General features: G+C 54.7%; 9 protein-coding genes. 6 read left to right on the top strand and 3 right to left on the bottom strand.

From position 1 onward, the window contains the following. Position 1 precedes the first annotated feature (1 nt). Positions 2–1,345 (bottom strand): 3-oxoacyl-ACP reductase, encoded by a 1,344-nt coding sequence (locus tag CKROP_RS04015; RefSeq protein ID WP_012731460.1) that lies wholly within the window; start codon positions 1,343–1,345, stop codon positions 2–4. 110 nt (positions 1,346–1,455) lie between these two features. Here CKROP_RS04015 and CKROP_RS04020 point away from each other — a divergent pair, with 110 nt between their 5' ends. The 5 genes from CKROP_RS04020 (at position 1,456) to CKROP_RS04040 (ending at position 7,921) form a co-directional block, all read left to right on the top strand. Further along, complete coding sequence (locus tag CKROP_RS04020; RefSeq protein ID WP_012731461.1) at positions 1,456–2,760, top strand: acetyl-CoA C-acetyltransferase; 1,305 nt, start codon at positions 1,456–1,458, stop codon at positions 2,758–2,760. Positions 2,761–2,933: 173 nt separating this feature from the next. Further along, a complete protein-coding gene (gene coaE / locus CKROP_RS11085) occupies positions 2,934–3,911 on the top strand; it encodes a dephospho-CoA kinase (RefSeq protein WP_012731462.1) in 978 nt (325 codons plus the stop codon). Positions 3,912–4,030: 119 nt separating this feature from the next. Continuing rightward, on the top strand, positions 4,031–6,220 hold the full coding sequence (gene uvrB, locus CKROP_RS04030) for an excinuclease ABC subunit UvrB (RefSeq protein ID WP_041628799.1): 2,190 nt from the start codon (positions 4,031–4,033) through the stop codon (positions 6,218–6,220). A gap of 121 nt (positions 6,221–6,341) precedes the next feature. Continuing rightward, positions 6,342–6,782, top strand: a complete 441-nt coding sequence (locus tag CKROP_RS04035; protein WP_012731464.1) for a universal stress protein — start codon at positions 6,342–6,344, stop codon at positions 6,780–6,782. A gap of 137 nt (positions 6,783–6,919) precedes the next feature. Beyond that, a complete protein-coding gene (locus CKROP_RS04040) occupies positions 6,920–7,921 on the top strand; it encodes an alpha/beta hydrolase (RefSeq protein ID WP_012731465.1) in 1,002 nt (333 codons plus the stop codon). Here CKROP_RS04040 and CKROP_RS04045 read toward each other — a convergent pair. Then, positions 7,897–10,320: a HelD family protein gene (locus tag CKROP_RS04045; protein ID WP_012731466.1), complete on the bottom strand. Its 2,424-nt coding sequence runs from the start codon at positions 10,318–10,320 to the stop codon at positions 7,897–7,899. The genes CKROP_RS04040 and CKROP_RS04045 overlap by 25 nt on opposite strands. Before the next feature lie 100 nt (positions 10,321–10,420). Next, entirely contained in the window at positions 10,421–11,014 is a 594-nt protein-coding gene (locus tag CKROP_RS04050; protein WP_041629262.1) for an MBL fold metallo-hydrolase, read from the bottom strand. Positions 11,015–11,360: 346 nt separating this feature from the next. On the opposite strand from CKROP_RS04050, the gene uvrA reads away from it, so the two are divergent. Further along, positions 11,361–14,243: an excinuclease ABC subunit UvrA gene (uvrA, locus tag CKROP_RS04055; protein ID WP_012731468.1), complete on the top strand. Its 2,883-nt coding sequence runs from the start codon at positions 11,361–11,363 to the stop codon at positions 14,241–14,243. Positions 14,244–14,265: the final 22 nt, after the last annotated feature.

Raw genomic sequence — 14,265 nt, forward strand, 5'->3', positions numbered from 1 at the left:
GTTATGCCCCCAAGACTGACTGTCCGCAGACGCGGATAACGTTGCCGTTAATCGCTTCCGACGCGGGCGACGCGAAGTATGCAATCGTCTCTGCAACGTCAATGGTGAGCCCACCTTGCTGCAGAGAATTCAGCCGACGCCCGACCTCGCGGGTAACGACCGGAATCGCCGCGGTCATCTGCGTTTCGATGAAACCGGGCGCGACTGCGTTGACAGTGATTCCGTGGCCGGCGGACTCGGAAAATGAGTCAACGAAACCGATGACTCCTGCCTTGCTGTAGGCATAGTTGGTTTGTCCTCTATTGCCGGCAATACCTGCCATCGAGGAGACACCGATAACGCGACCGTTGTCGTTGATGGCCCCGAGCTCGAGTAGACGTTCGGTGATTGTCAGCGGGGCAGTGATATTGACGGCCATGACGGATTTCCATCGAGCGTCGTCCATGCCAGCCATCGTCTTGTCGCGGGTAATTCCGGCATTGTGGACGATGATGTCGATACCGGTCTTATGCCGTTCTTTGACATGGCGCGCAAGGGTGTCGGCCGCGTCGGGCGCAGTTACGTCGAGGCCGAGGGACGTTCCGTTGACCTCATTTGCGGTTTCAGCCAGTGCTTCCCCTGCAGCGGGAATATCGACGCAAATCACGTGGGCACCATCGCGCGCGAGAGTTTGTGCAATCGTCTTTCCAATTCCGCGGGCCGCACCCGTGACGACAGAAATTTTCCCTTTGAGAGGCTTGTCCCAGTCAACCGAGGGGGATGGGGCTTCGTTCAGCCGGATCACCTGAGCGTCGACGTAGGCAGATTTCCCGGATAGCAGGAAACACAACGTGGATTCGAGGCTGCTCAGTGGGGTGTTCGGGTCGGTGTAGACCAATTGGACAGTTGCGCCCCTCCGCATCTCTTTAGCCAGCGACCGAGTAAAACCTTCTAGTCCTCGCTGGGCGACGCGCGCCGCCGCAGTTGTCGTGCTCTCTGGGGTATGTCCAATGACGACGATGCGTGCGCATGGAGCTAGTTTTCGAATGACCGGATTCACGGTTTCATACAACTCGAGCGAATCGGCAGGGGTGGTGAAGCCGGTGGCGTCGATAACGAGGCCAGCGATTTTCCCGTCGGTTGCAGGGGAGCCGTCGTCTCGAGTGTCGATGATGGTGTAAGTCGGTTCGAGAAGCTCCCGGATGGAGGATGCCAGAGACCCGGATCCCGTGACGATGATGGGCCCGTTTAGAGGGGGTTGGCCAGGTTCAAACCGGCGGAGTTTTTCCGGTTTGGGTAATCCAAGCTTCGATGCGAGCAGCGATCCTGCCCCCGAATTGACGAACTGTGCGTAACTGTCAGCCATGGAAAATCCCTTCGTGGATACGTTTTACGAGTTTCTGTTCAATTAGCCTACGGTGAACATACACAATATGAGAGAGTTTTAGTGATATGAATCTCAGAGAGGGGCAACCTATGACTCGTAAGGTAGCAATTATCGGCGGAAACCGTATTCCGTTCGCGCGGTCGAACGGGCGGTACGCGAATGCATCCAACCAGGATATGTTGACATCCACCATCGATGGATTGGTGAGCAGGTTCCACCTGCAGGATGAGCGTTTAGGAATGGTTGCCGCGGGAGCAGTACTTAAGCACTCGCGCGACTTCAATTTGACCAGGGAATGTGTCCTTGGGTCACACTTGGCGTCGGATACGCCGGCTTTCGATATCCAGCAAGCGTGTGGCACGGGGCTTGCTGCAGCGATTCAAGTGGCAGATGCGATATCGCTGGGACGCATCGATTCCGGCATAGCCGGTGGCGTTGATACAACTTCCGACGCACCAATCGCGCTGAATGATGACCTCCGGAAGCTGTTGATTAAGGCCTCTACGGCCAAAACGACGGGCCAGCGGCTCAAGCTTCTGGGGAAGATTCGGCCGCAACTGCTTGTCCCTGAGCAGCCTCGCAATGGGGAGCCTCGCACGGGTCTGTCGATGGGGGATCATGCGGCCATTACTGCGCGTGAAATGGGGATTTCCCGCCAGCAGCAGGACGAGTTTGCTGCCTCAAGTCATCAGAAACTTGCTGCTGCCTATGACGAAGGTTTCTTTGATGACCTCATCACGCCGTACCTGGGGCTGAGCCGAGATAACAACTTGAGGCCGGATTCTACGGTGGAAAAACTGTCAAAGCTCAAGCCTGTGTTCGGTAAGAAGGATGCTGAACGTCACGGTGTGCGGGCAACTATGACTGCCGGTAACTCCACACCGCTTACCGATGGTGCCTCTGCGGTCTTGTTAGCGTCCGAGGACTGGGCGGAGCAGCACAATCTCCCTGTCAGAGCACACCTTGTTGACTCTGAAACAGCCGCCGTCGACTTTGTTCATGGACGCGGACGGCTGACGCCCGATGGACTGTTGATGGCCCCCACCTACGCGGTTCCGCGGTTACTGCGTCGTAATGGCCTGACACTTCAGGACTTCGATTTCTACGAGATCCACGAAGCCTTCGCCTCCCAGGTGCTGGCGACGCTCGCGGCGTGGGAGTCCCCGGAATACTGCTCGCAGCGTTTGGGCTTGGACGAGCCTTTGGGCGCCATCGATCGGTCCAAGCTGAATGTGAAGGGTTCGTCTTTGGCAGCTGGTCATCCGTTCGCAGCGACCGGCGGTCGTCTCTTAGCGACGGCGGCCAAGCTGTTGGAGCAGAAGGGATCCGGCCGCGCATTGGTATCCATTTGTGCTGCGGGCGGTCAAGGCGTGACCGCGATTCTCGAACGGTAATCGTCGTTCCTGCTTGGTGTTTATCCGCCAAGCAGGAATCTGTTTTCGGTCTTTGGGCTGTGCGCAGTGGTAGTCGACAAGGTAGTGACCTTGACAGTCGAGCAGCAGTCAAGGTTCCGACGCTGCCAGCCTTGGCGGTCATGGATAAGAAACGCATGAAAGAGTGAGCAAAAGTGGTTGTGGTCGGTCTGACGGGCGGTATTGGCTCAGGTAAATCCACTGTCGCAAAGAGGTTGTCTGATCACGGAGCGATTGTCGTCGACGGCGACAAAATAGCCCGTGAGATCGTGGAACCGGGAGAGCCCGCTTTATCGGAGCTCTCTGAAGAATTCGGTTCCGACATTCTCATGAGCGACGGGTCTCTGGACCGTAAAGAGCTGGCCCGGCGCGCGTTTGTCTCCGAGGACCGCACGAAGGCGTTGAACGCTATCATGCATCCACGGATTCATGAACGGGCATATGAACTCTTTCGTGCTTCTGCCGACGCGTCGATCGTCGTCTTTGATATGCCTTTGCTGATCGAGAACAACCTGGACCGAATGTGTGGTGTGGTTGTGGTCGTGACTGCCGACGAAGACACACGAGTTCAACGGCTGGTGGCGCATCGGGGTTTCGACGAAGATGATGCACGGCAGCGAATCAGGGCGCAGTTGTCGGACGCAGATCGAACTCCATCCGCCGACGTCATTGTGGATAACTCAGGCACGCCCGATCATCTTCTGGAGTCGGTGGATAAATTATGGGATTCCCGTTTGGCTCGATGGGGGCGCGTGACTGAACAGGATGAGAGTGCCAGCCGTGAGACGGATGGTCTCGTGCTGTTCCACCGTCAGGGTCGTCAGCAACGCTTCCGACGGCGGGTCGAGTGGGTCTTCGGGCCGGAAGCAGACGTTGAGTTTGGCAGAGATACCGATAAGCCACTGTTCGCATCAGTATCCCGGCACGCTCCCGGCGAAGGGGGCTCCGGTGGAGTGGATGAGAGTACTCGTGAAAAGCTTTCGTGGCTGGGCTTTAGCCGCCAGTCGGGGAGCGACGACCACTGGAGCGAAGCCTTCCAGAGCGACGACCGCCGTGCCACCGATGACACCGATTATCCCCTCGACGTGTGGAGGAGCGGAGACCCCATCGACCCGGCAACTATCCGCTTGTAACCACGATGGATGGGTTGATCTCCGGACTGGCTCTGCTGCTTAGTCGGGGTTGTTGGTGATCGTTTCCACGGTCTAGTGCGAAACCGCGCCATCGGAGAATGAGGGTTACACTCGCGGTTATGGCATTCGCTGCAGAACATCCCATCCTTTCGCAATCAGAATTTCGTCCAGTCGGTGACATCGAGCGGACGAGCAAACCTTTTGAGGTTGTTAGCGATTATGAGCCTGCGGGAGACCAACCCCAGGCTATTAAGGAAATTGATGAAAGGCTTCGTCGCGGTGAGCGCGACGTTGTTTTAATGGGGGCTACGGGCACAGGGAAGTCTGCGACGGCCGCATGGCTTATTGAGAAGCAACAGCGACCAACATTAGTTATGGCCCCGAATAAAACGTTGGCAGCTCAGCTAGCCAATGAGCTACGGCAACTGTTGCCGAATAACGCGGTCGAATACTTCGTCAGCTACTACGACTATTACCAACCAGAAGCTTATATCGCGCAAACTGACACGTATATCGAAAAAGATTCCTCGATTAACGAAGACGTTGAGCGTTTACGACATTCAGCCACGTCTAATCTTTTATCACGGCGCGATGTCGTTGTTGTGAGCTCGGTGTCGTGTATCTATGGGTTAGGGACTCCGCAGTCGTACTTAGATCGGTCTATCCCTCTTCGCGTCGGAGAGGAAGTCGACAGAGACCAATTCCTCCGATTGCTGGTCGATGTGCAATACACACGTAATGATGTTGCGTTCACTCGCGGGACATTCAGAGTTAAAGGTGACGTCGTCGATATTATTCCTGCCTACGAAGAGGTAGGCGTTCGTGTCGAATTCTTTGGAGATGAAATCGATAGCCTTCATACGATCCATCCATTGACTGGGGAAGTGATCGACACTCACGATCAATTACGAATCTTCCCGGCAACTCACTATGTGGCTGGGCCTGAGCGTATGGCGAAGGCCGAGGAAGCTATTAAAGCGGAATTGAAAGATCGATTAGCAGATCTTGAAAATCGAGGGAAGCTTGTCGAAGCTCAACGGTTGCGAATGCGAACAGAGTTCGATCTGGAAATGATTGAACAAGTTGGGTTCTGCTCAGGAATTGAGAACTACTCACGCCATATCGATGGGCGTGAAGCGGGTAGCGCCCCGGCAACGCTGATCGACTACTTCCCAGAGGACTTCCTAACGATCATCGACGAGTCGCACGTCACTGTCCCGCAAATCGGCGGAATGTTTGAGGGTGATGCGTCGCGCAAGAGAAACCTCATTGACTTCGGCTTCCGGCTACCGAGCGCCATCGACAACCGGCCTCTCACCTGGGATGAGTTCGATGCACGTAAAGGCCAATGCGTGTACATGTCCGCCACACCCGGCGACTATGAGTTGGAAGCCGCGGGTGGTGAATATGTTGAACAGGTCATTCGCCCCACGGGTCTCGTCGACCCCAAGATTGTGGTTAAACCCACAAAGGGCCAAATCGATGACCTCATGGAAGAAATCCGTCAACGAACAGACAAGAATGAACGAGTTCTCGTCACGACGTTGACCAAGAAAATGGCTGAAGACCTCACGGATTACCTGGCGGATGCCGGAATTCGCGTTCGTTATCTCCATTCGGACATCGATACGCTGCAGCGCGTCGAGCTTCTCCGTGACTTAAGGCTTGGAAAATACGATGTTCTCGTCGGGATCAACCTCTTGCGAGAGGGGCTCGATCTCCCGGAGGTGAGCCTCGTTTCCATTCTCGATGCCGATAAAGAAGGTTTCCTACGTTCTACGCGGTCCTTAATTCAGACCATCGGCCGTGCCGCCCGAAATGTCAGCGGTGAAGTCCACATGTACGCGGATACTGTCACCGATTCCATGGCTCAGGCAATTGACGAAACTGAGCGTCGTCGGGAAAAGCAGATCGCATTTAACAAAGAGCACAATATTGATCCTCAGCCCTTGCGGAAGAAGATTGCCGACATTCTCGATCAGGTCTATGACAACGAGAGCGAAGCTGACGAACACGGGCCCGGTGGCACAACAACTGCCGGAGGCGGTGCACAAACATCTGCTAACGGGAATGGTCAGAAGGTTCAGTCAACCTCTTCATTAACGTCCGACGCTGCACTGGCCGGGGACCAAGAACCGGATTACACAGAAATGACCCGCGACGACCTTGTTCGCCTCCGCGACGATTTAACCCGACAAATGGGCGACGCCGCGAGAGACCTGAAATTCGAACTCGCCGCGCGGCTCCGTGACGAACTTGTTGGCGTCAAGAAAGAACTCAAGGAAATCACCGAAGCCGGAGTTGAATAGTGTCAACAGCCCAGTGGCTTCAGCCCGCGCAATGTCACTGAGTGAAGTACAACGAAGTGACGTACCATAAAAGCTAAGGTTACTGTCGACATCGTCGACAAATGAGGTTGGGAAGGTAGAAATGAGCAAATACTCGACAATCGTTGTTGGTACAGACGGGTCTCAGTCGTCGCTTCTCGCAGTCGAGCGAGCAGCCGAAATCGCAGCGGCCTTGGACGCCACAGTAACCATCGGTTGCGCCTACTACGAAAACCAAGAAGAAGCCTCGAAGACCCTCCGCCAAGATTCCGTTACCGTCCTTGGCGACGACCCCGCACGTAAAAACCTAGAAAGTGCGGTAGAAGCGGCGCGCCGGGTCGGTGCAACCAACATTGAAACGGCAGTTCGGAAGGGAACGCCGGTCGAAGCGCTCATGGCCATCGTGAAAGAAGTCGACGCCGATCTCCTGGTGGTGGGAAACCGAGGAATTAACTCTCTGACCGGACGATTGTTGGGATCGGTTCCAGCCGACGTGGCTCGTCAATCAAATTGCGATGTTATGATCGTCCACACGGTTGACTAAGACTTAGCTAAAACATGATGTAGACGAAGCCAGTACGTCGTTTCCAGCCAGGATTGGCTCCTTGTCCACTACACCTGATTGGGTGCCAAAACAAAGCATCCTCTTGCCGTGGGTTTTCTTCGGTATAAGATCGACCCATGCTCCCCACTGGATTGTCTCGTAATATCCGCCGACGTTTGTATGGTGCTGTTTTAGCAGCATCGATGATGTGCCTGCCGGCTCTGCAAGCACCACAAATGTTGCCACGTGCTGCAGCTGCTCCAGCGGGGCAGGGGTGTGTTCCCTTTGCGAATGCGGCTGTGAAGTGCTCTGTTCATTCCGCCACGATGAACCGGGATATTTCTGTAGTCATCCGTCCATCGCATACTGCCAACAACCCGCGTGTGGTCCAGTTCTTGGGCGGCATGGGCATTAAAAATGACACGAATGAGTGGCTGACCGATGGGCGCGCTTTAGAGCATATGGACTCGACGGATGCCACCTTGGTGTTCCCAGCGGGGGATTCGGCAAGTCTGTATACCGACTGGGATCATCCCACCGCTGATGGCAGGGTATTTAAATACAAGACTTTTCTTTCTGAAGAATTACCCGCATATCTTGCTAACAATTTCGGCGTTCCAGGTGGGGGAGCCGGGCATACATTAGTCACCGGCATCTCAGCGGGAGCCTGGGGTGCGATGGGCTTGGCCGCTCAACGTCCCGATTTTTACCGCAGCGTTCTTGCCATGTCTGGCTTCTACGATTCCAGGATGCCCGACCAGTGGTTAACCACCGACCTCCAGCCTCTCCTGACGGAGGGCGTGAACACTGTGCCCTGGTTCAATCTGGCTAATCGACGGGCGGCTAATCCCTCGGAGAATCTACAGAATTTGACGATGCCCATCATCGTGACGTCGGCTTCAGGTGTGATCAATCCTCTTGCCGATTACGGCGATAACCTGGTCGGCGCCGTCACTGAAGGTATCCCGATGGAAGCGGGGGCGACCGTCCAAACAGCGGAATTCGTCGCCCAGGCCCGCGCAGCAGGTGTCAACATTGATTACCGCCTGGATCCTATAGGCGTTCATGGTTGGGACACGTGGTCACGGATGGCGTGGGATCAAGGTGTGATGAATCAAGCGCTTTCGAACATCGGCTGACCCGAGTACACCACGGTGAGACCCTGGGTCGCCCGTGTGGCAGCAACATAGAGATCCTGAAATCCCTGGACCGCCGTATATGCAATATCTTCAGGTTCGATGATGACTACTTCGTCAAATTCCAACCCCTTCGTTTCCGACGGATCCAAGATACTCACCGATTGATCCAGGTCCGATTGTTGTACAGCCTGGTCGATACAGGAATGAAGATCAGGGTTGTTTGCCGCAGTGACAATCGCAATAGTGCGCTCTGACGATATTGCTCCTGCAACCTCAGAAATGACATGTTGCAGTTTGTCGACAACAGGGGTTCGCACCTGACCGTGATCCGAATCAGCCGACTCATGGTGCGCGCTTTCAGCGTCAGTGGCACGGCACGATTCCAACTCGGGTACATACACCATCGTGGGCCGTCGGCCATTCGAACGAATAGCAGTGTCCGACGAAGTATCAGGCGCCACATGATGGCGTATGTGGTCAACGACGTCGGTGATCTCTTTGGGAGTCCGGTAGTTAATCGTCAGCCGATGATGGTGCCACCGCGACTGGACGAACGGCTCCAGCGTGTCCGACCATGATTCCACCCCAGCTGGGCTTCCTGTTTGCGCGGTGTCGCCGACCAAGGTCATCCAGTGGTTAGGGCACCGACGCATCACCATCCGCCACTCCATCGCCGAGAGCTCTTGCGCTTCATCGACGACGACATGCCCGTAGGACCACAGTCGGTCTTCCTGAGCACGCTCGGCCGTCGTCCGATCATCCCGGACACGTTGGCGTTCCGCCAGCGCAGCAGCATCAAGAATGTCGTAGGCCATGAGTATTTCGGGATCGAATTGATCATCAACGTCTTGGGACGCCGACCCAGCCAAAATATCGAGGGCGTCCTGCGCCTCAGCTATACGTTTGGATCGCTCGCGCTCTTCCTTCGCTCTCTGTTCGTCGATATCCGCAAGGCCAATAATCGTTGCGAGCTCATCCAGAAGAGCAGCGTCTGAGGTGGAAAAACTCCGCCCGTCAGCTCTGCGGAGAGCCTCACGCGTGAGATCGTCATAATCATTAGTCGCGTGCTGCAGCGCGCTCTCGTCACTGAAGAGGGTTGCGAGCACGTCGATGGGATCCAGCTCGGGCCACAGACTATCCATCAATTCGATGACTGCAGGTTCCTCTTCCAGATCTTCCCGCAGCGCAACCTGGTCACCGGCGTCAAGGAGATTATTCCCGCCTAATGGGTCTTCGCCAATTTGATCGGCAAAGGCGTCGGCGAGAAGGTCCAGGAATTTGTCTTGAAAAATACCGCGCGCCTGATTGTGTGCTTTTCGCGAACGACGAGCCCGCGTCCGCGCAGCTCGAACCATCGCGGGCGTGACGTCCAGGTGATGGCCATCCACACTTAACGACGTCGTTTCGTCGGGGACGAGCTGATAGTTCTTCACGGCATTAGTCAGGATCTCCACCATTTCAATGGATCCTTTGACTTCTCTACTGAGCTCAGAGTCAATTCGCGACGACGTTACTCCGGGGTAGAGATCGCCGATGGTCGACAGAACGACGCCACCTTCGCCCAGCGTCGGTAGAACGCGGGAAATGTAGTCAATAAATGTCCTATTGGGCCCGATGACTAACACGCCGGTGGGAGAGAGGACGTCTCGCCATGTGTACAGCAGATATGCGACACGGTGGAGGGCTACTGCCGTTTTCCCAGTTCCGGGGCCACCTTCCACAACGGTGACTCCGCGGTAAGGATCACGGATGATGGTATCTTGCTCACGCTGAATTGTTGCGACGATGTCAGTCATATGCCCGGTGCGGGCGGCGTTGAGCGCTGAGAGCAGCGGGGATTCGTCGCCTGCACCACGTGGGGATGAGTCCGCGTTAACGCCATCCGCGTTGAGCGCTTCAGCGTCAAGGTACTCGTCAGTGACTCCCGTTACCGTGCGTCCGTTCGTCTGCAAGTGGCGTCGCAGGGCCACACCTTCCGGGTGTGCAGTCGTCGCCAAGTAATAGGGCCGTGCCCCCGGGGCGCGCCAATCCATGAGGAGAGTCCGATAATCGTCATCCTTATCGGACAACCCGATCCGCCCGATGTAGCGTCGATCCAGCTCAGGGTTGTCAGGAGATGGGTTTTCCGGTTCCTCGCCATCGGTTTCGACAACATCGATACGGCCGAAACACAGGCCAATTTCGGCTGAGGACAGCATGGTAAGCCGGTCATGCAACGTGCTATATGCCGTTTCTCGCTCGACGAGGCCACGAGGATCATGAGTACGCCGGCGTAGAACTGAACTCAGTTTTTCCTCAGAGAGTCGACGTTCACGATCGACGTAGGTGAAGAGTGAGTCGAGAACACGCTGCTCATAGGCGATGGCGGATTGTTCAGAATCGGTCGTGGGGGTTCCCACTTTTTCTCCAATAAACGTAGGGGTCTTTCGAAGTAATCATCCGTGACGGATCAACCCCGTGGGCGTGAGAACTGTTCGCCCACGGGGTAGGTTGCGTTGATCACCACCCACGCTCACGCCATTCGGCGAGATGAGGATATTCGGCACCCAGTGTTGTATCGTCCCCATGGCCCGGGTGGATACAGGTTGACCCATCATACACATCGAAGAGCTTGCGGGTGACGTCGTCTAATAAATGGTTGAAGGCCTCCGGCGACGACGTTTTTCCGACCCCGCCGGGGAAAAGAGAATCGCCAGTGAAAACGTGAACGGGCGCTTTAATACCGAGCGAAGATTGCGGGTCACAGGCTATGGCCAGGCCCTCACGAGTGTGGCCATGGAGAGTAATACCGGACAAGTGAAGGCCGGCTAGCTTCTCGCTGGCGAGGTCTAACCTTTCTCCATCCTTGGCGACGCGGTCAGCATCGGCAGGTAAATCAGGTGCATCCCCGGCGGACGCATGATGCCGTGCCCCAGTCTGCTGGAGAACCTCTTGGAGGGCTCCGACGTGATCATAGTGTGAATGTGTAGTGATAACGTCCGTTATTTTCACGCCTGCGGCATCGGCGAGATCGAGGAGGAAAGGCGCGTCAGTTGCCGCATCAATGAGGACCGCATCGTTATCCACTGCCAGGAGATAGCAGGAATTGTCCATGGATCCGACGGAGGTTTTGATAATGGATACGACGCTTGCCTCGGATGAGGAGGGTTTTCCGTCGCGGGTTTGAGGTGGGGCTTCATAGACCAATCGTTGAGCTTGCCGAGGGCCGTCAATATGCCCTGTGTACGAGCCAAAAACTATGCGTTCGTTGGTACGAGCTGCCGCGTTATGCGTGTCTGCGTGTGACGTTTCCGAGTTTTCTGGAGTGTTGTTGGAAGTACTCATGCGTCCACCCTAGGTCTTTTCCATGACGTTGTGTGCGGGGTGGCCTGTACTGGTCGTAGAATAGCGCGGTATTCGTTTCACAAACCATTAATGAGCGGTATAAGAAGGGAAATCTGTGGCAGATCGACTGATCGTCCGGGGAGCCAGTGAACATAACTTAAAAGGTGTTGATATCGATTTACCTCGAGACGAACTCATCGTTTTCACGGGTTTATCCGGATCCGGTAAATCATCCCTTGCCTTCGATACGATTTTTGCTGAGGGGCAGCGTCGTTATGTCGAGTCATTGAGCTCTTATGCCCGTCAGTTCCTTGGCCAGATGGAGAAACCGGCGGTCGATTTTATTGAGGGACTCTCACCAGCTGTTTCCATTGACCAGAAGTCAACGAACCATAACCCGCGTTCAACGGTGGGGACGATCACCGAAGTTTATGATTATCTCCGGCTTTTCTACGCGCGCATCGGCATCCCGCACTGCCCGACCTGTGGTGCGGTTATTGAGCGCCAGACACCGCAACAAATTGTTGACCAGATTATGGATATGGAGCAAGGTCTCCGCTTCCAAATCTTGGCTCCGGTTGTCCGGACACGAAAAGGGGAGTTTGTTGACTTATTCGAGAACCTTTCAGCACAGGGATATGTTCGTGTCCGTGTAGATGGAACGACTTATCACATTTCCGATGTCCCTAAATTGGAAAAACAGGTCAAACATAATATCGAAGTTGTTATTGACCGTCTGTCAGTAAAGCCGACTCAGAAGCAGCGGTTAACTGATTCTGTCGAAACCGCATTGAATCTTGCTGATGGGGTAGTCATCTTTGATTTTGTTTCCTTAGGTGATGACCATCCTTATCGTTTCCGACGTTTTAGTGAGAAGATGGCATGCCCGAATGGTCATCCATTAGCTATTGATGAACTGGAACCGAGAACGTTCTCGTTCAACTCCCCATACGGAGCTTGTCCCGAATGCGATGGGTTGGGGAGCAAGTTGACTGTTGATGAATCATTAGTGATTCCTGATGATACGAAGCCACTGGTCGAAGCTATCGCGCCGTGGGTGAGTAACCATTCAACGTTCTATTCGAAAATGGTGGAGGCAATAGCCCAGCAGTTGGGGGTTTCTCCGAGCACGCCGTGGAAAGACCTGACCGCGTCCCAGAAGCGGACGATCATGCATGGATCGAATCATCAGATTTCCATTCGTTATCGCAATGCTTATCGGAGGGTAAGGAAATATAGCGCGCCGTTTGAAGGGGTCATGCCATTTCTTCATCGGCGGATAGACCAGGCAGAGTCTGATTCGCAAAAACAGCGGTTCACGGCATATATGCGTGAGGTACCGTGCCCGAAGTGCCATGGGGCCCGTTTAAAGCCCGAGGTCCTCTCGGTCAAGATCGCTGGAGATTCTTCGGATGGCACCAATCAGGAGTTATCCATCGCGGAGCTTAGTGATTTATCTATCTCTGACGCTTCGGTGTTCTTAAATTCGTTAACGCTCTCCTCCCGTGAGGAAATGATTTCCGGCCGAGTGCTCAAGGAAGTCCAGGCGCGACTGACTTTCCTTCTCGACGTCGGACTGGAGTATCTCTCACTATCTCGTTCGGCTGGAACCCTTTCAGGTGGAGAAGCTCAACGTATTCGCTTAGCGACGCAGATCGGCTCAGGCCTGGCGGGCGTGCTCTACGTTCTTGACGAGCCTTCGATCGGACTCCATCAGCGCGATAATCAACGATTGATCGCCACTCTGGAACAGCTTCGCGATCTTGGAAATACTCTCATCGTTGTCGAGCACGATGAGGAAACGATTCGTACAGCGGATTGGCTGGTCGATATTGGTCCGCGTGCTGGTGAATATGGTGGGGAAGTAGTCTATCAGGGCCGACCGGATGGTATCGAGAAGTGTAAGAACTCGTTAACGGGTGACTATTTGTCCCGTCGAAGGGTGTTGGCCGTTCCGGACAAGCGTCGAGAACTTGATAAAGACCGTCACATTACAGTCATTGAGGCTAAGGAAAATAATCTTAAAAACATCGATGTGTCTTTCCCACTCGGTGTTTTGACCGTCGTCACTGGGGTATCAGGGTCAGGTAAGTCGTCTTTGGTGAATGGTGTCCTGGCATCGACATTGCAGAGAGATTTGAACGGTGCTCGCGTCGTTCCTGGCCGTCACCGTCGGATTGAGGGGCTGGATCAGCTGGACAAGTTGGTGCAGGTTGATCAGAGTCCGATCGGTCGGACACCGCGGTCAAATCCTGCGACATATACGGGAGTTTTTGACAAGATTCGTAATCTTTTCGCCGAAACACAAGAGGCAAAAGTGCGCGGCTATAAAGCCGGTCGTTTTTCCTTCAATGTTAAAGGCGGTCGGTGCGAAGCATGTCGAGGCGATGGGACAATCAAGATTGAAATGAATTTCCTCCCCGACGTGTATGTCCCGTGTGAAGTCTGTCATGGCGCGCGGTATAACCGGGAAACTCTTGAGGTCAAATATAAGGGCAAAAACATTGCCGAAGTCCTCGATATGCCCATTTCTGAGGCTGCCGACTTCTTTGAACCGATCACCTCTATCCACCGGTATCTCGCAACTCTTGTCGACGTTGGTCTGGGTTATGTCCGTTTGGGGCAGTCGGCAACGACGTTGTCCGGTGGTGAAGCTCAGCGCGTTAAATTAGCTTCCGAACTGCAAAAACGCTCTCGTGGGCGGACGGTTTATATCCTTGATGAGCCAACGACCGGGTTGCATTTTGAAGATATTCGGAAGCTCATGCTCGTGATTCAAGGTCTCGTAGATAAAGGGAACTCCGTCATCGTTATCGAGCACAACCTAGATGTCATCAAGATGGCAGATTGGGTCATCGATATGGGGCCAGAAGGCGGTGCCGGCGGTGGACGTGTCGTTGATCAGGGGACGCCTGAAGATCTCGTGGATCGTCGGGAAGAAACCGGTTCCTATACCGCGAAATATTTGGCGGATATGCTCCCTAGAAATAGTAAATAATTGGAGCCACAGCCGAGTTACA

Source organism: Corynebacterium kroppenstedtii DSM 44385 (assembly GCF_000023145.1).
Classification (GTDB): domain Bacteria; phylum Actinomycetota; class Actinomycetes; order Mycobacteriales; family Mycobacteriaceae; genus Corynebacterium; species Corynebacterium kroppenstedtii.